Genomic DNA, 17,581 nt, shown 5'->3' with positions numbered 1-17,581 from the left:
TCCATTGTGGCTCGTAAAATTCAAGCAATCAGGGGAATGAACGATATTTTGCCTGATCAGTCTTCTGTTTGGTTATATCTAGAAAAAACAGTAGCGAGTGTTGTTAAATCCTATGGGTATCAACAAATCCGTTTCCCAATTGTTGAAAATACGGATTTGTTTAAACGCGGTGTCGGTGAAACAACAGATATCGTTGAAAAAGAAATGTACACGTTTGATGATCGTAATGGTGAGTCTCTTACCTTACGACCAGAAGGCACCGCAAGTTGTGTACGAGCGGCTGACCAGGCTGGTTTGTTGTTTAATCAAGTCCAGCGTCTATGGTACACCGGGCCAATGTTCCGTTACGAACGACCGCAGAAAGGGCGTTATCGTCAGTTTCATCAAATCGGTGTTGAGTCGTTCGGCATGGGAACGGCAGATATCGATGCTGAGTTGATTATTTTGTCCGCTCGGTTATGGAAAAAACTTGGCTTGCTTGAACACGTTGAGTTGCAACTAAACACGATTGGTTTGGCGTCTGAGCGTGAAGCCTATAAAGCGGCTTTGGTTGAGTATTTGACTCAATACAAAGATCGATTAGACGAAGATAGCCAACGTCGTCTGGATACGAATCCATTAAGAATTTTGGATTCTAAAGATGAATCGACTCAGGCGGTGTTGAAAGATGCACCGAACTTAGAAGATTTTATTGGTGAAGAGTCACAAGCGCATTTTGATCTTCTGCAAGCGATATTGAAAGCCAATGGCATTGCTTATGTTATTAATCGTCGTTTGGTTCGTGGTTTAGATTACTACGGGAAAACGGTGTTTGAATGGGTAACAACGCACTTGGGCTCACAGGCAACGGTGTGTGCAGGTGGTCGTTACGATGGATTGGTTGAACAGTTGGGTGGAAAATCTACTCCAGCAGTTGGCTTTGCGATGGGGATCGAGCGTTTGGTGCTTTTGCTTGAAACACTTGACCTTATTCCGGCAAGCGCTAAATTCTCAACAGACGTGTTTGTGATTAGTATGGGAGAAGCAGCGGAAGTCGCTTCTTTTGTATTGGCTGAGAATCTACGTGAGGAAAACGCTGACTTAGTTGTATTGCGTCACTGTGGCGGTGGCAATTTCAAAAATCAGATGAAAAAAGCCGATAAATCTGAAGCGCGATTTACGATTATTTTAGGCCAAGATGAAATTGAGCAAGGTATTTGTCAGGTGAAAGACATGTCAACGGGCGAGCAGCAAGCTTATGCTCTTGACGATGTTGCTGCTTATATTAATGCCAAGTTGTAATTTGATTGAATAGTGTGCGCCTTTAAAAATTTGGCTGTATACCTTGCATGAGGAAATGAAAGTGTCTGAATTAAAGACTGAAGAAGAACAAATTGAAGCGTTTAAGACATGGTGGAAAAAGAATGGCTTAGTATTGGTCATTGTTGTTGCCGCTGCTGTTGGTGGGTATTTTGGTTGGCAAGCTTGGAAAACCAATCAAGCTAATTATATTAGTGAGGCATCAGCTCTTTACCAAAACTTAGTTCAAGCTTCTGCAGACCTAAGTGATGAAAATAACCAGAAGACGGTAACCTTCATCGCTAAACAGCTTTCCGATGAGTATGGCGATACGGGTTATGCCATGTTTGGTCAGTTGTTTTTGGCTCGAGTAGATGCTGAGAATGGTAAATATGATGAAGCGATCACGGCTTTGGATAATGCTATTTCTAAAACAAGTGATACTTCTTTTATCGCTATTGCTGATTTACGCATTGCCCAATTATTGCTTCAGAAAGGCGACTTTTCTGCCGCTATGGTGCGCGCTGAAAAAGTATCTGCAGAGGAATTTGCAGTGCAGAAGCAAGAGTTGATTGGTGATATCTTTATGCAGCAAGGAAAGCGTGACGAAGCTCGAGTTGCTTACCAAAAAGCAAGTGAAGCCATTGGTACAGGTGTTAATCACCCGTTACTAGAAATAAAACTGAAGGATTTGGTGAAAGGTTAACTATGCGTAAGTCTACTATTCTCATCACATTACTCGCGCTACTAGTGCTTCAAGGTTGTTCTAACTCACGCCCAGCTTTAGCTGACCTTCCTCCACTTAAAAATAAAGTGGATTTAGGAACGGATTGGCGCTCTGGTGTCGATGGTAATTTTGGTGAGTCTAGTGAACGATTTAACCTTGTCCTAGATAGCGATTCTTTATTCTTTGTTACTGATAAAGGTACGCTTTACGAGCTTGGGCAGAATCGCGGAAAAGAGAAGCGGGTTTTCCCAACAGGGTATAAAGCCAGTTCTGGTGTGACTCGTCATGATGATGTTCTTTATTTCGGCACTTATGACGCTAAACTTGTCGCCGCTTCGTTGGCAAGCAAGTCTGTGTTGTGGGAAAAAACACTGAGTTCAGAGTTGTTGTCAGAAGCTGCCTATGCCGCTGGAAAGCTAGCTATCCAAACGGCTGATGGCTGGATAAGTGTGCTGGATGCAACCACGGGTGAAACACAGTGGCGAGCAAAAGAAGATTTGCCTTCACTGACAGTACGTGGTACAAGCGCGCCTGTTATTGAAAACGGCAAAGTGATCGTGGGTTTTGCGAGTGGTAAACTGAAAGCTTACGAATTACAAACTGGTAGCTTAGTTTGGTCGTATGACGTTGGTAAGCCAGAAGGGCGTTACGAAATCGAACGTTTAAGTGATATCAATGGCCGTCTGGTTGTAGATAATGGCGTTGTTTACGCTGTTGCTTACAATGGTACGCTTGTCGCGCTTTCTATTGAAAGCGGTCGTCCTTTATGGCAACGCAATATTTCCAGTTCGGTTGGTGTTGCGGTGAAAGGCGAGCTACTTGTTGCTGTTGATATGAAGAGTAATGTTATTGCTCTAAATGCGAAAAACGGCAATGAAGTTTGGAAGAATTCTGAACTTGAGGAGCGTGATTTAATCACTCCTGAGTTTTTTCGAGATTATGTCGCTGTGATGGATCGTGGTGGCTATGTTCATTTGCTTGACCTTGTAACGGGTGAAGTTGCTGCACAAAGATTAGCAGATGGTAAGGTTCCACCTGGTAGTCGAATGGTCACAAATGACAAGCAAATGTTTATTTTAACGCCGAACTCTAATGTGACGGCATTGAGCTATTAAAATCAGTTTGATTTTTGTTAGCGAATTTTTAAAGCGGCTGCCATCTCATTTATAGAGGTGGTGGCCACTTTGTATTTTTATAGGTAAAAAAATGATTCCAGTTATTGCATTGGTAGGTAGACCCAATGTTGGCAAATCAACTCTCTTCAATCAATTGACGAGATCTCGTGATGCTTTAGTTGCCGATTACGCAGGCTTAACTCGTGACCGTAAATACGGTGACGGTAAGCTTGGTGAGCATGAGTTTATTGTTATTGATACTGGTGGTATCAGTGGTGATGAGCAAGGTATTGATGAAAAAATGGCTCGACAGTCGCTGTTAGCGATAGAGGAAGCGGATACGGTTTTGTTTATCGTTGATGGTCGTCATGGTTTGAACCCTGCCGATGAAATGATAGCCAATCATTTACGCCGATCAAGTAAGCCTGTCACGCTTGTTGTTAATAAAACCGATGGTATTAACGAAGACATTGCTTTGGCGGACTTTTACTCTCTAGGGATGGGTGAATTACATCCTATTGCGGCCTCTCATGGTAAAGGCGTTCATGTTCTGATTGATAAGGTGATGTTGCCTTATGCAGAACGTGTTGAAGAAGCCAAGAAGCAAATTAACTTAGAGTCACGTGGTATTCGAATCGGTGTGGTTGGACGTCCAAATGTGGGCAAATCCACCTTGGTAAATCGAATGCTAGGCGAAGATCGTGTTGTTGTTTATGACATGCCTGGTACTACGCGTGACAGCGTTTATATTCCTTATACCCGCCACGATAAAGAATATACGCTAATAGATACAGCAGGTATTCGTCGACGTAAGCACGTGAAGGAAGCTGTAGAGAAGTTCTCTATTGTGAAAACATTGCAAGCGATCCAAGACGCTAACGTTGTGATTGTTGTCATTGATTCCCATGAAGACTTAGTTGAACAAGATCTACACATGATTGGTTATGTGTTGGATGCTGGTCGTGGGGTTATTATCGCCATTAACAAGTGGGATGGCCTTCAGAAAGACGAGAGAGAGCACATTAAGAGTGAAGTAGAGCGTCGTTTAGGCTTTGTTCCTTATGCTAAAGTGCACTATATCTCGGCTTTACATGGTACTGGTGTGGGCGATTTATACGATACGATAGAGAGCACTTACGAATCTTGTTATGCCAAGTGGTCGACAAATCGATTGACTCGTATTCTTGAAGATTCTGTTGCTGAGCATCAACCACCTATGGTGAATAGCCGTCGCATCAAGCTTCGTTATGCTCACCAAGGCGGGTCTAATCCTCCGCGTATTGTTGTGCATGGAAATCAGACGAATGCTTTGCCTGGTAGCTACAAGCGCTATCTTGAGAACAAATTCAGAACGGTGTTGAATATTACTGGTACGCCAATTATTTTCGAATTCAAATCCTCTGAAAACCCGTACGCACCCAAAAAATAAGCATTATTCTTAATTGCTAACAAGAGTCTCCGATCGCTTTTAGATATTAAAGGTGATCGGAGATTTTTTTTAGGTAAAATGAGTAAAATCGCTTCCTAAATATAAGGTTATTCACTATTCTCGCGCCATTGGCATTAACCTTTTTTTAAGCATCATTTGCTTTCTACTTTGTTCAAAGGACATCTATGAAAATTGCAATTCTTTCTCGTAACCCTCGACTTTATTCGACCCGTAGATTGGTTGAGGCAGGTGAAAAGCTTGGTCATGAAGTGGATGTTATTGATACGATGCATTGCTATATGGACATAACAAGTAGCAATCCTTCAGTGCGTTATGATGGTAAGCCGTTGCCTAAATACGATGCCGTTATTCCTAGAATTGGTGCTTCTGTTACCTTTTATGGAACCGCGGTTGTTAGGCAGTTTGAGATGATGGGGACGTACAGTATTAATGAGTCTGTGGCGATTAGTCGTTCACGGGATAAGCTAAGATCGTTGCAACTTATGTCTCGTAAAGGTCTGGGTTTACCTAAAACCGGTTTTGCGCATCATCCAGACAAAATTGGCGATCTCTTGAAAAATGTCGGTGGTGCCCCTGTTGTTATTAAGCTTTTAGAAGGGACCCAAGGGATTGGTGTCGTTTTGGCGGAGTCGAACAAGACGGCTGAATCTATCATTGAAGCTTTCATGGGGTTGAAAGCCAACATCCTAGTGCAAGAATACATTAAAGAAGCGGGTGGCGCTGATATCCGTTGTTTGGTTGTTGGTGGAAAAGTTATTGCAGCAATGAAGCGCCAAGGTGCGGAAGGTGAGTTTCGTTCAAACCTTCATCGTGGTGGAACGGCTTCTTTAGTTAAACTGTCACCAGAAGAAAGACGTACGGCGGTGGAAGCGGCAAAGGTAATGGGTTTGAATATGTGTGGCGTTGATATTCTGCGTTCCAATAACGGCCCGTTGATTATGGAAGTAAACTCTTCACCTGGATTGGAGGGGATTGAGTCCGCCACAGGTAAGGATGTTGCTGCTATGATTATTCAACACATTGAAAAAACAGCGCTTCAGAGCACGACAAAGACAAAAGGTAAAGGTTAATGGGAAAAACAACTTTAACAATTGGTGGTGTTGATATTCCATTGGGTGGTACAGCTCGAATAAAACTGCCAATGGTAAAGTTGTATACTGACACAAATATGTCCATGCCGGTGTTTGTTAAGCGCGGTAAGCGCTCAGGGCCGACATTGTTTCTCAGCGCCGCTATTCATGGTGATGAGCTGAACGGTATTGAGATCATTAGCCGTATTATTCAAAGTAAATATCTTGAGAACCTAAAAGGCACCCTGATCGCGGTGCCAATTGTTAACGGCTATGGTGTGTTGAACCAAAGCCGTTATTTGCCCGACCGACGTGATCTAAATCGTTCTTTCCCTGGCTCTAAACGGGGCTCTCTAGCGGGTCGCGTTGCTGATCGATTCTTAAGCGAAATAGTCTCTAAAGCTGACTATGGCATTGATCTTCATACTGGCAGTTTGCACCGCACAAACCTTCCTCAGGTAAGAGCAAACTTAGATGACCCTGAGACATTAGCGATTGCAAAAGCATTTGGCGTACCCGTTTTAATGAATTCGAACCTTCGTGATGGATCGCTAAGAGAATGCGCTAATGATGTCGGAGCAAAAGTCATCTTATATGAAGCGGGTGAAGCGCTGCGTTTTGATGAGTTGTCTATTCGGGCCGGCGTCAAAGGTATTGTTGGTGTTATGCGCCACTTAAGTATGTTGCCAAAATCCCGCAGTAAAAAATCGCTTTCTGAGCCAAGGATTGCACGCAGCAGTAGTTGGATAAGAGCGACAGACAGCGGTTTTACCACTCATATTAAAGAGCTGGGTGACCTAGTCGAAACTGGGGATGTATTAGCTGAAATTAAAGACCCTTATGGTGACATCTTAGATAAGGTGCTTTGTAAAAATGGCGGCATCATTATTGGTAAGCAGAATATTCCTTTAGTTCAAGAAGGTGATGCTATGTATCATGTTGCGCACTTTTCGTCGCCTGACGAGGTGGCAGGTCATGTTGAAAGCATGCAAGACGAATTAATGGACAGTGATGCATCTTTGAACTTAATTGACTACAAATCGTCTTAAATTATTCCTTAATTGTCTTTTTATTATAACTGACATGACATAACGATGAATCAAGAAATGATAGTGTCATCTTATTGTAATACATCGTTTTTTTAGTTTTTTTTCACTAAAATCTCGGCCTTACAAGCTGAGGTCTTTTCATGTTTATTTTTCGTGGTTTTATTTATCTTTTTGCTGTTGCCGGAGTCGCACAGCTCATATCATTGGAAGGATACCAATTTCAAACGGCTGCTCAATACAGCGAACAAACTCTAACAGAGCATATGCAAGACTTTATGTCTTTCTTTAGCTGTCTATTGTTTTTGTATGCTGCACGCTTGGATAAAAAATTAAATATAGCGGCAACATTATTGGGTGCTCTTTCAGCCATGATGTTTGTGCGAGAGTCTGATTCTTTATTAGACCAGTATGTATTTGATGGCGCGTGGCAAGCAATTGTAAGTATGATTTTTGTTTGCGTGGTTATTGCTCTATGGGGGCGTTTTTCTTCTATTTATGCTTCATTAAAAGAATACTCTCAACAGCCTAGTTTCGGTACGTTTCTCGCCGGTTTTGTCACTATAATGGCGTTTTCTCGTTTACTGGGGCGCGGCTCTTTTTGGCAGGCTGTTATGGGGGATTCCTATATGCGACTGGTGAAGAACATTGTCGAAGAGGGAATAGAGACATTGGGTTATACCTTGATCCTAATATCCGCGGTAGAGTTGGCGCTTGCTTGTCGAAGAAGACAGAAGTCAGTAAGGGCAGCCCATAGCTGATATGTATTTGAATAAAAAAACGCGCCCTGTTTTTACGGGGCGCGTTTTTTTATGTCTAGTGTTTAGCTTTGTCGTTATTGTTGGCGCGATTTTACTTTTGTCTTGCGACGCTTTGCTGGTGTTGCAGCCCCTGTTTTAGCTCGGTTATTCGTCGGCTTCGGAGTGTTTTTATTGCGAGCCTTTTCCGCTGCTGCATTTTTTTCCATAGTCGGTCTATTAGACGTATGTGACGCGCCAGTTGCCTGTCCTGGTTTGGCTTTTTGAGGGCGTCGATGGATTTGTTTATCCTTTTCTGCTGCAGGGACCAATTTGTTATCGCCATGGCCAATTAGATCCGAGCGACCCATTTTGATCAGGCTATTGCGTAGATCCTGCCAGTTGCTTGGATCGTGGTAACGCAAAAAGCCTTTTTGCACTGTTCGCTGTTTGGCGTCTTTTGGTGTGTAAACATCTTCACTCTTATAGGTAACAGGCTTCAATGGGTTTTTGCCCGAGTGATACATCGCCGTTGCTAAGGACATTGGCGACGGATAGAAGGTTTGTACTTGGTCTGGCTTGAAGTCGTTGGTTTTCAACCAGACGGCAAGGTTAAGCATATCCTCATCGGAGCTGCCAGGGTGCGCAGCGATAAAGTAAGGGATCAAATGCTGTTTTTTGCCCGCTTCTTTAGAGTACTTATCAAACATGCGCTTGAAGCGATCGTACGTTCCCATTCCAGGCTTCATCATTTTTGACAGTGTGTCTTTCTCTGAGTGCTCTGGTGCGATTTTTAAGAGCCCGCCAACATGATGCGTGACAAGTTCTTTAACGTACTCTGGGTCTTCTACCGCTAGGTCATAACGCAAGCCTGAAGCAATCGATACAGTGTGAATGCCTTCGACCGCTCGGGTTTTTCTGTATAACTGGGTAGTTGGACTGTGATCTGTATTCAAATTAGAGCAGATGGTCGGGTATACACAGGAAAGCTTACGACAAGATGCCTGAACTTCATCGTCGTTACAGTTCAGTGTGTACATGTTCGATGTCGGCCCGCCAAGATCTGAAATGTGTCCAGTGAATCCTGGCACTTTCGCTTTGATGTCTTCAATTTCGTTCAGAATCGATTCGTGTGAGCGGGATTGAATGACACGCCCTTCATGCTCCGTTATCGAACAAAAAGTACAGCCGCCAAAGCATCCGCGCATAATATTGATCGACGTTTTAATCATGTCGTAAGCAGGGATACGAGCTTTCTTGTATTTTGGGTGAGGCACTCGCGCGTAAGGTAAGTCGAACACACCGTCCATTTCAGGTGTTTCTAATGGGATTGGTGGTGGGTTCACCCATATCTCTTTTTTACCGTGTTTTTGAATCAAGGCTCGTGCGTTATGTGGGTTTGATTCAAGGTGTAAAATACGCGAAGTGTGGGCGTATAGAACAGGGTCTTTCGAGACTTTCTCAAAAGAAGGCAAACGGATGTAGGTTTTTTCCGGATCAAGCTTTTCGCCACGGCGCAGTGGGGCGGGAATGACTCGAATAGGCATGACATCGGACTCTTCTTCGTCCTTAGTTTGGCATTTGCCTTCCGGGATGTATTCGTAAGGGCTGTAAATTTTATCGACTTTACCAGGCCAATCAACGCGAGTAGAGTCGATTTCTGTGTAGCCACCAGGCGGTGTGTTACGGACAATCGTGGTGCCACGAATGTCAGTAAGTTCATCAAGCGTTTTCCCCATAGCCATTTGATGAGTCACTTCGATCATGGCGCGTTCGGCATTGCCATAAAGTAGAATATCAGCGGTAGAGTCGATTAGTACTGAGCGACGAACTTCGTCACTCCAATAATCGTATTGAGCAATGCGTCGCAGGCTAGCCTCAATACCGCCAATCATGACAGGAATGTCGTGGAAGGCTTCTTTACAGCGCTGGGAGTAGACAATAACCGCACGATCAGGGCGTTTACCGCCTATGCCATAGGGCGTATAAGCATCGTCATTACGGACTTTTAAATCCGCAGTATAACGGTTGATCATCGAGTCCATGTTGCCCGCAGTAATACCGAAGTATAGGTTTGGTCGGCCAAGGCGCATAAAATCATCAGTATTACGCCAATCTGGCTGATCGATAATACCAACACGATAACCTTGCGCTTCTAATAAGCGACCTAGTACTGCCATGCCAAAGCTGGGATGGTCCACATAAGCATCGCCCGTAACAATGATCACGTCACAGCTATCCCAGCCAAGAGCGTCCATTTCTTCCCTTGTTGTGGGTAGGAAGGGGGAGACGCCATAACACTCAGCCCAATACAATGGGTAAGAGAAAAGTTGCTTGGCGGTTTTATGTCGTTTGATCATTGTCTACTCTTGGAATCGGTGAAAATAGTGAATGACTATTTCTTTGCTAGTACGAGGATACATGGATTATAGGTGGAAAACTGTGCGCTATTATCCCAGAAAACCTCTGGGGTAGACAGTCAAATCTAAGCCAATTCCGTTATATCCTCTTTAAGACTGAATCCGCCAAACACTTTCGTTATAGGTGCTGTGTCCTTGCTCTTTATACTGCAAATTGGTTTGAGCTAAGTTTTCTGAGGCTATTTTTTGAATACGATTGCCCCAAAGTAAAGGAATGCTGTCTTCTTCGATTGAAAATGGTGGACCTTGCGTATCGCCGTCGTATTGTAAGGAGATTAACAAGACACTCGCAGTAGGGGATAAGCGTTTCAGTGTGTGAGCAACATACTCCGCGCGCTTTGAATCTGGCATTGCTACCATGGCTGCACGATCGTAACAGGCATCAAAGCCATCTTCGCAGAACTGGAAGTAGTCTCCTTCAATGATGCGTAACGATAAACCGCTATTTACCGTATGTATCTTCAAGTCGCCTTCTTGGTGTGTGTCATAGCTTAAATCGTTGTCCCCTAAAAACTGAATGACAGCGAGAGAAGACAGTTCTACACCGGTGACTTCATAACCTTGTTCTGCAAGCCAAATCATATCATTTGATTTACCACACAAAGGCACAAGCACACGACTGTTCTTTGGCAAGGCTGGCCAAAATTCTACTAGCCTTGGGTTAATGCCTTCTTGGTGAAAGCCAATACGTCCAGCTTTCCAACGATCCAACCAAAATTCATTTGTAATCACGGTAACCTCATTCAATGTGGCGTATTTATATTTTAGTTTATGAAATGTGTCTCTATCGAACAATTTTTAGCTGTAAACGCCATTATAGACAGCAAAAAAGATTTATCATTGTCTCTTTACGCATTCTGCATTTAAATTAGATCAACTTTAACAGGGAGCCCATATGTCTTTAGAGCATGCGCCAGATCACGTTAAGCTGGCTGTAGATCTTATTGAGTTACTAGAAAGTAATGATATAAAGCCACAAGTGGCTGTGGATGCGTTGACTATTGTATTAAGAGACTTCAAAGGAAAAATTCCGTCAAAAGATGACAGCCAGAAAGCGTCCAAAGTAGTAGATCAACAGAATCCAAAATAGTTTCTTAGTGTTTTACTCATAGTATGAAAACTATTCCGTTAACAAAATATAAAAATAAGAGGTTGTATTTATGGTGTTATTTTCAATGGTTGCCACGGCGCTAGTTGCTCTTTTGCATGTGTATATCATGTATATCGAGATGTTTCTTTGGGATAAACCTCAAGGGATGAGGGCATTTGGCTTAAAGCCTGATTTTGCAAAAGCAACGAAAGTGATGGCAGCAAACCAAGGACTTTACAATGGCTTCTTGGCGGCAGGGTTGTTATGGGGGTTATGGCTTGGTGCCGAGGGCTTTCAGGTGACCGTTTTTTTCTTGCTATGTGTTATTGTGGCGGGCGTTTATGGTGCCATCAGCGCCAATAAGAAGATTCTATTTGTGCAGGGTGTTCCTGGCTTAATTGCCCTAATTGCTGTTTTATTAGCGGCTTAACAAATACCTAAAAAGGTAGAGGATTATGTCGGTAAAAGAAAATATGCAGCTGATGGCGTCTTATAATCAATGGATGAATCAGGCTATTTATAAGGCCGTTGGGGAGTTGAGTCGTGCTGATCTAGTAGCTGATAAAGGCGCATTTTTTGGCTCAGTACTAGGAACGCTTAACCATAATCTTGTGGCGGACATTATTTGGTTGAAACGCTTTGCAGATCATTTTACTGAGCTTTCTAGTTTAGATCTTGTTCGTACGTTAGAACGACCTGCGGCGCTTAATACTCAGTTGTTTGATGATTTACTCTTATTACAAAGTAAGCGTTTCGAGCTAGATAAGCTGATTATTGCCATGATAGATGAAGTAACCGACGAGATCTTGGCATCGGCGCTTGTGTATAAAAATATGAAAGGCATTGATCATTCCCAAAGGTTTGGCTTTACTCTACAGCACTTCTTTAATCATCAAACTCATCATAGGGGGCAGATAACCACCTTACTTTTCCAAATGGGCATTGATGTTGGTACGACAGACTTGATAACCACCATTCCTCGTATGTAATTGGTTATAATGCGTGTAAACCTTATGTAGAAAGAGCATTGTTTTGCACACACTTGACCAACTTTATAGCGGAGAGCTGAAAGGCATTGTTCGTCTTCAGCTCTCTGACAACTTATCCCACTTTCCAGAAGCGATTTTTGATCTTGCGGATAGCTTAGAAATTCTTGATTTGTCTAATAACCATTTAAGTGAGCTGCCCGCTGATTTACCACGCCTTAAAAAACTGCGCATAATTTTCTGTTCGAACAATCTGTTTACTCATCTGCCAGACGTCTTAGGGCAGTGTGAGCAACTGGAGATGATTGGCTTTAAAAGCAATCAAATTGCGACTGTGTCATCTGCATCCTTACCGACGCAAACGCGTTGGCTTATTCTCACGGACAACAAAATTACGTCTCTGCCAGAGGATTTTGGAAGATTGACGCGATTGCAAAAACTGGCATTGGCAGGTAACCGCTTAAGCACTCTGCCAGACTCTATCATCAACTGCCGTCATTTAGAGTTGATTCGTTTGTCAGCGAATCAGCTGGTGGTTTTCCCTGATGCATTATTAGAATTGCCTCGTTTGGCTTGGTTAGCGTTCTCTGGTAATCCGTTTTGTGCGCAACGTGATTCACATGACGAATTTAAAACCGTACCTTTTGGTGATCTAAAACTGCATCAAGTATTGGGACAAGGCGCATCAGGCGTTATCTCTCTCGCGACGTGGCAAAAAAATACCTTTGGCTTTTCTGAATCAGTAGCCGTGAAAGTTTTTAAAGGCGACGTGACCAGTGATGGTTTCCCCGAAGATGAGTTGGATGCCTGTTTGGCGGTTGGTGATCATGACAATTTGGTAAGGCCGCTGGCAAAAGTGGCTGAGGCTGATTGTTCTGCTTTGGTGATGGAGTTAATCCCAACCCATTACACGAATTTGGGTCTACCGCCGAGTTTGGAGTCTTGCACTCGAGATACCTTTGCGCTGGAGCAGGTGTTTTCGATAGATAAAATTGCCAAGATTGTTGAGCAAGTGGAACAGCTGGTCACTCACTTCTCTGAGAAAAAAGTCAGTCATGGTGACCTTTATGCACACAACACCCTTATTAATGAAGAAGGTCATGTCTTGTTTGGTGATTTTGGCGCGGCCTCAAAATATGGCAATTTATCACGACAACAGCAGCAGGGTATTGAACAAATAGAGCGAAGAGCGTTAGGCTTTTTTGTGGATGATATGCTGGGCTTGTGTGCTGAAGAAGATCGAAATACCGAGGTGTATCAATCGCTACGAAGTAAGGCTTTTACCTGAGTAGTCGAACTTACTATTGAGTGAAATAAAAAATGCTCCGTATTCTTCGAATACGGAGCATTTTTGTAAACCTATTACGCTTTTGTATGTCGCGTTTGACTTTGAATTTATAGCATTTGCTTCGCTTTTTCTGTTAAGCGTATGGTTTGATCGCAAGCATTTGCTAGCTCCACCCCTTTCTTAACAAAATGACGGCTGAAGTATTCTTTGTGCTCATCGTGCTCATGGAAATTATGAGGTGTTAGCACCGCGGTAAGAACAGGTACTTCCGTTTCTAATTGCACTTGCATTAACGCATTGCAAATTGCTTGAGCAACAAAGTCGTGACGGTAGATGCCACCATCGACAACCAATGCTGTTCCTGCGATCGCAGCGTATTGTCCGCTCTTCGCCAGCAGTTTGGCTTGTAGTGGGATTTCGTAGCCGCCAGGAACTGGGATAACGTCTATCAAAGACGCGTCATATCCACGAGAAACGAGTTCTTTTTTAAAGCCTTCGACACAATTCATGACAATATCTTCGTGCCAAGAAGCATGAAGAATAGCAATACGTTTTGTCGCTGGAGTAAATTCAATGTTATTCGTTGAGCTCTGATTCATTTGTCAATCCTAAAAAAATCTAAGGTGAATCAGGGCGAACGGGCAGGCAAATACACCATAATCAATATGGCATACCTGAGGCGTCGCAAAATACGACACCACTTAAGGTCTTGTCTGACGCGCTCTCTATCATCCGGACTATAACCGTCGGCTCTGGAATTACACCAGATCTGCTGACCCTAAAAGATATGATCTTCTAGGCGCTCGCGGGCTTAGAAATAGATTCTTTACCGCCGGTGGGGAATTACACCCCGCCCCGAGAACGAAGTCGGATAAATCCGACAAAATAAATACTACTTGTTTTCGTTGTTGACTGTCAAAGAGTGTTCTTAAGAAAAATGTAGCGTTTTTGTGATAAATATCTAAGTAACAAAAAGTAACCAATAATCATGGCTCAATGAATGGAGCTTTATACCTATCTCGATATAAAATACGGTGAGCAGCAGATTTTGTGTTTTGTTGCTTTAATAGAGAAATTTGGAATATTGATTTTGAATGGAGTCATTCTTTGTGAGTATAAAAACATCACGGTTACAAAAATTCCTCGTTTGTGCGTCTTTGTTAGCATTGACTGCCTGTAGTTCAGTCACTAAAGAGACGTCATTGGATAGCGACGTTGATGACATGGGCGACATTTCACAGACTAACGCAGCGACTTACCTATGTAATGCTGCCCCTTTGCATGTTTTCTTTCATGCTGAAAATGCGCAAATTACCTGGAATGATAAAGAATACACATTGACTCGTGCCATTAGCGCATCTGGCTCGTTTTACCTTGGGGAAGGTCTTACTTTCTGGATTCATGGTGAAACGGCAGAGCTAGAAGTGGGAGCCATGGCAGCAACATGTCGTCTTGTTAAAGTAGAGTCGTAGCCTTATCACCTGAGTTGTCTTCACTTTAAATCGAAGTGTTTTCATCCCGTCAAATTAGCAATACGTGTACAATGGTTTCATTCGCGTCTTATGACGCATGATTCCATTGTAGAGAACGTATGAACAAGCTATTTGTAATGGGCATGGGCCCAGGTGATTTAGGGTTGGTTGCACCCAAAGCAACGCAAGCATTGTCAGCTTGCAGTGATTGGGTAGGCTACGGCTACTATTTAGATTTATTGGGCGAGTTGAGTGAAGGTAAGGCGTTTCATAACCTACCGTTAGGCGAAGAAATCGGGCGTGCTCGTTTGGCGCTCGATTTGGCCGCTCAAGGAAAAAATACCGCGTTAATTTCCAGTGGTGATATCGGCATATACGCCATGGCGACATTGGTGTTTGAGTTACTGGATTTACAGCTGCAAGGCAAAGAACACCATCCTGAATGGCTGAATGTTGATATTGAAGTGATTCCTGGCATTTCGGCAATGCAAGCCGGTGCAAGCCGTGTTGGAGCCATGCTAGGTCACGATTTTTGTACCATTTCACTTTCCGATTTATTAACCCCTTGGGAAACCATCGACAAGCGTTTACACGCTTGTGGCGCGGGGGATTTTGTCGTGTCATTTTATAATCCTGTTTCAAAGAAAAGAGATTGGCAACTAAACCACGCTCGTGATGTCCTATTGCAATATCGTCCTGCTAGTACCCCTGTGATGATTGGTCGCCAACTGACCCGTCCGGAAGAAGAAATTACCTTTACGACCTTGGGTGAGCTAGAGGCCAAAGATGTCGATATGTTCACCATGGTAAGTGTGGGCAATTCCGACTCAAAACACATAGTTAACGGCCAGAAACACTGGATTTACACGCCTCGCGGCTATTCCAAAAAGCTTTAGCTCTTTATAAAAGGTTAGTGACAAAATGACTGTTTACTTTATTGGCGCAGGCCCAGGCGATCCAGATTTGATGACGGTAAAAGCCGTTAAAACCATGGAGCGCTGTCCGATTGTTCTTTACGCTGGTTCTTTAATTCCGCCACAAGTGGTTGATAGTGTCCGTGGTACTGCTGAAGCCATTTACGATACGGCAGAAATGAATCTCGATGAAACCACAGCCGTGATTGAAAAAGCGGCGCAAGAGGGCAAAGACGTTGCTCGCTTGCAGTCTGGAGATCCTGCTTTGTATGGTGCGATTGGCGAACAAATTCGTCGCTTGGAAGCATTAGATATTGATTATGAAGTGATTCCTGGTGTCAGTGCCGTGGCAGCATCCGCTGCGTTATTACGTAAAGAATTGACTTTATCTGGCGTTTCACAAACCGTCATCATGACGCGCTATGAAGGCAAAACACCTTTCCCAGAGCGTGAACGCTTGCCCGCCTTGGCGCAAAGTGGCGCGACGTTAGCGATTCATCTTGGCATCACTCGTATCCATAAAATCGTTGAAGAGCTGATACCTCACTATGGTGAGGACTGTCCTGTGGCTGTTTGTTATCGCACTAGCTGGCCTGATCAAGATTACGTAGTGGGAACATTGACGGATATTGTTGCCAAAGTAAGAGAGAAAAAATTCACTCGCACCAGTTTAATATTGGTCGGAAAAGTATTAGATACAGAAGATTTCGCAGACTCCTATTTATACGACAAAGAGCAAGCGCATATTTTCCGTAAAATACATCAATCTAAGAAAAATCAGCCTAAAAGTGAAAAGGATGAATCATGCAATTGAATAAAATACCAACCACAATTGTGACAGGTTTTTTGGGCAGTGGTAAAACGACACTATTATCCAACGTCCTAAAACAAGCCGCTGGTAAACGTATCGCGGTGATCGTAAATGAGTTTGGTGAGTTGGATATCGATTCCGATTTATTGCGTTCTTGTCCACTTGATTGCCCAGAAGGTGTGGAAGAGGGAAGTCTGCGCAGTGACGATGGCTTTTACGAATTGGCGAATGGTTGTATTTGCTGCACTGTAGAAGAAGAGTTTTTGCCAGTGATGCAGCAACTTGTCGCACGCCGTGGAGATATTGACCATATCTTGATCGAGACGAGCGGTTTGGCGCTGCCAAAACCTTTAGTGCAAGCGTTTAACTGGCCGGGTATCAAAGAGCACTGCACCGTTGATGCCGTAATTACCGTGGTCGATGGTGCAGCTGTGGCGGCAGGTCGCTTTGCACATGATGAAGATAAAGTTCAAGCACAACGCCTAGCAGATGAAAGTTTAGATCACGACCCAAGCTTGCAAGAATTATTAGACGATCAACTTAGTGCCGCAGACTTAGTGGTGGTGAGTAAAAATGATTTGCTAAACGAGGAAGAGCGCGCTCGGGTACAGGCTATCATTGCCCATGAAGTGCCAAGCACAGTCAAAACCGTTTACATTGAAAATGGCGAAGCGGCATTGGATGTCTTGTTAGGCATCGACGCAGCGACCGAAAGTCGAATCGATGAGGTTCACAACCATCACGATCATCATCATGCCCATGGTGAACACCATGATCATGCCCATGATCACTTTGACTCTTTTGTTGTGACATTGGGTGAAGTGCAGTCCGATTTATTGCAAGACACACTGACTCAGTTAATTGAAGAACACAATATTTTCCGTGTAAAAGGTTTTGCAGCGGTTCATGGCAAGCCTATGCGCCAAGTATTTCAAGTGGTGGGAACGCGTTTGGATCGTTACTTTGACCGTTTGTGGAAGCCAGAAGAAGTACGTAAAACGCAATTGGTGTTCATCGGCAAGGGTATCAATAAAGAGCAGATTGAGAATGTTCTGCATGATGCTTTGAGTGCTTAACCCCCTCCCAGCCTCCCCCTTGAAAAGGGGGAGGCGCTAGACATTCCCTCCCCTTGCGAAGGGGAGGGTTAGGGAGGGGTTAAGAGGGCTATGCCCAAGCT

18 protein-coding genes and 1 riboswitch are annotated in these 17,581 nt (G+C 43.6%); of the genes, 15 read left to right on the top strand and 3 right to left on the bottom strand.

Annotated features, from left to right (window positions below):
* Window positions 1-6 precede the first annotated feature (6 nt).
* From hisS to C1X04_RS13250, 7 genes are all read left to right on the top strand, one after another.
* Complete coding sequence (hisS, locus tag C1X04_RS13280) at window positions 7-1,281, top strand: histidine--tRNA ligase (protein ID WP_110574371.1); 1,275 nt, start codon at window positions 7-9, stop codon at window positions 1,279-1,281.
* A 61-nt stretch (window positions 1,282-1,342) separates the two neighbouring features.
* On the top strand, window positions 1,343-1,984 hold the full coding sequence (locus tag C1X04_RS13275) for a tetratricopeptide repeat protein (protein WP_137170211.1): 642 nt from the start codon (window positions 1,343-1,345) through the stop codon (window positions 1,982-1,984).
* Window positions 1,985-1,986: 2 nt separating this feature from the next.
* Window positions 1,987-3,120 carry an outer membrane protein assembly factor BamB gene (gene bamB, locus C1X04_RS13270; protein WP_137170210.1) on the top strand — a complete coding sequence of 378 codons (1,134 nt, stop codon included), beginning with the start codon at window positions 1,987-1,989 and terminating at the stop codon, window positions 3,118-3,120.
* 91 nt (window positions 3,121-3,211) lie between these two features.
* Window positions 3,212-4,549 carry a ribosome biogenesis GTPase Der gene (der, locus tag C1X04_RS13265; protein ID WP_110574058.1) on the top strand — a complete coding sequence of 446 codons (1,338 nt, stop codon included), beginning with the start codon at window positions 3,212-3,214 and terminating at the stop codon, window positions 4,547-4,549.
* 185 nt (window positions 4,550-4,734) lie between these two features.
* On the top strand, window positions 4,735-5,640 hold the full coding sequence (rimK, locus tag C1X04_RS13260; protein ID WP_110574056.1) for a 30S ribosomal protein S6--L-glutamate ligase: 906 nt from the start codon (window positions 4,735-4,737) through the stop codon (window positions 5,638-5,640).
* The gene (locus C1X04_RS13255; RefSeq protein WP_110574054.1) at window positions 5,640-6,689 is read left to right on the top strand and encodes a succinylglutamate desuccinylase/aspartoacylase family protein; all 1,050 of its coding nucleotides are present in this window, start codon (window positions 5,640-5,642) and stop codon (window positions 6,687-6,689) included. The genes rimK and C1X04_RS13255 overlap by 1 nt, the downstream gene beginning before the upstream one ends.
* Before the next feature lie 140 nt (window positions 6,690-6,829).
* A complete protein-coding gene (locus tag C1X04_RS13250) occupies window positions 6,830-7,447 on the top strand; it encodes a hypothetical protein (protein WP_110574052.1) in 618 nt (205 codons plus the stop codon).
* Window positions 7,448-7,521: 74 nt separating this feature from the next.
* Here C1X04_RS13250 and C1X04_RS13245 read toward each other — a convergent pair whose 3' ends face one another.
* Entirely contained in the window at window positions 7,522-9,783 is a 2,262-nt protein-coding gene (locus C1X04_RS13245; protein WP_110574050.1) for a YgiQ family radical SAM protein, read from the bottom strand.
* A gap of 150 nt (window positions 9,784-9,933) precedes the next feature.
* Window positions 9,934-10,575: a thiopurine S-methyltransferase gene (locus tag C1X04_RS13240; protein WP_110574049.1), complete on the bottom strand. Its 642-nt coding sequence runs from the start codon at window positions 10,573-10,575 to the stop codon at window positions 9,934-9,936.
* Window positions 10,576-10,738: 163 nt separating this feature from the next.
* Between C1X04_RS13240 and rsmS the strand changes: the two genes are divergently transcribed.
* The 4 genes from rsmS to C1X04_RS13220 all read left to right on the top strand — a co-directional run bounded on the left by rsmS (window position 10,739) and on the right by C1X04_RS13220 (window position 13,207).
* A complete protein-coding gene (rsmS, locus tag C1X04_RS13235) occupies window positions 10,739-10,933 on the top strand; it encodes a pleiotropic regulatory protein RsmS (protein ID WP_137170209.1) in 195 nt (64 codons plus the stop codon).
* 70 nt (window positions 10,934-11,003) lie between these two features.
* On the top strand, window positions 11,004-11,363 hold the full coding sequence (locus C1X04_RS13230; protein ID WP_137170208.1) for a DUF1304 domain-containing protein: 360 nt from the start codon (window positions 11,004-11,006) through the stop codon (window positions 11,361-11,363).
* A gap of 25 nt (window positions 11,364-11,388) precedes the next feature.
* Complete coding sequence (locus tag C1X04_RS13225; RefSeq protein WP_137170207.1) at window positions 11,389-11,922, top strand: DinB family protein; 534 nt, start codon at window positions 11,389-11,391, stop codon at window positions 11,920-11,922.
* A 43-nt stretch (window positions 11,923-11,965) separates the two neighbouring features.
* Window positions 11,966-13,207, top strand: coding sequence for a leucine-rich repeat-containing protein kinase family protein (locus tag C1X04_RS13220; protein ID WP_137170206.1), 1,242 nt, complete (start codon window positions 11,966-11,968; stop codon window positions 13,205-13,207).
* 107 nt (window positions 13,208-13,314) lie between these two features.
* Here the strand turns inward: C1X04_RS13220 and C1X04_RS13215 are convergent, their stop codons facing one another.
* Entirely contained in the window at window positions 13,315-13,806 is a 492-nt protein-coding gene (locus C1X04_RS13215) for a 6,7-dimethyl-8-ribityllumazine synthase (RefSeq protein ID WP_137170205.1), read from the bottom strand.
* A 117-nt stretch (window positions 13,807-13,923) separates the two neighbouring features.
* Window positions 13,924-14,074, bottom strand: a riboswitch (FMN riboswitch).
* 242 nt (window positions 14,075-14,316) lie between these two features.
* Here C1X04_RS13215 and C1X04_RS13210 point away from each other — a divergent pair.
* The 4 genes from C1X04_RS13210 to cobW all read left to right on the top strand — a co-directional run bounded on the left by C1X04_RS13210 (window position 14,317) and on the right by cobW (window position 17,480).
* A complete protein-coding gene (locus tag C1X04_RS13210) occupies window positions 14,317-14,679 on the top strand; it encodes an MliC family protein (RefSeq protein ID WP_175404946.1) in 363 nt (120 codons plus the stop codon).
* Window positions 14,680-14,798: 119 nt separating this feature from the next.
* Entirely contained in the window at window positions 14,799-15,575 is a 777-nt protein-coding gene (gene cobJ / locus C1X04_RS13205; protein WP_137170204.1) for a precorrin-3B C(17)-methyltransferase, read from the top strand.
* A gap of 25 nt (window positions 15,576-15,600) precedes the next feature.
* The gene (gene cobM, locus C1X04_RS13200) at window positions 15,601-16,407 is read left to right on the top strand and encodes a precorrin-4 C(11)-methyltransferase (RefSeq protein ID WP_110574032.1); all 807 of its coding nucleotides are present in this window, start codon (window positions 15,601-15,603) and stop codon (window positions 16,405-16,407) included.
* The gene (gene cobW / locus C1X04_RS13195) at window positions 16,398-17,480 is read left to right on the top strand and encodes a cobalamin biosynthesis protein CobW (protein ID WP_137170203.1); all 1,083 of its coding nucleotides are present in this window, start codon (window positions 16,398-16,400) and stop codon (window positions 17,478-17,480) included. Before cobM ends, cobW begins: the two co-directional genes overlap by 10 nt.
* The last annotated feature ends 101 nt before the right edge of the window (window positions 17,481-17,581 follow it).

Origin of the sequence: Marinomonas sp. FW-1, assembly GCF_005222245.1 — a bacterium.
GTDB classification, from domain to species: Bacteria; Pseudomonadota; Gammaproteobacteria; order Pseudomonadales; family Marinomonadaceae; genus Marinomonas; species Marinomonas alcarazii.
The sequence above is the reverse complement of the archived record's forward strand: the minus strand, read 5'-3'. Positions and strand labels throughout refer to the sequence as shown.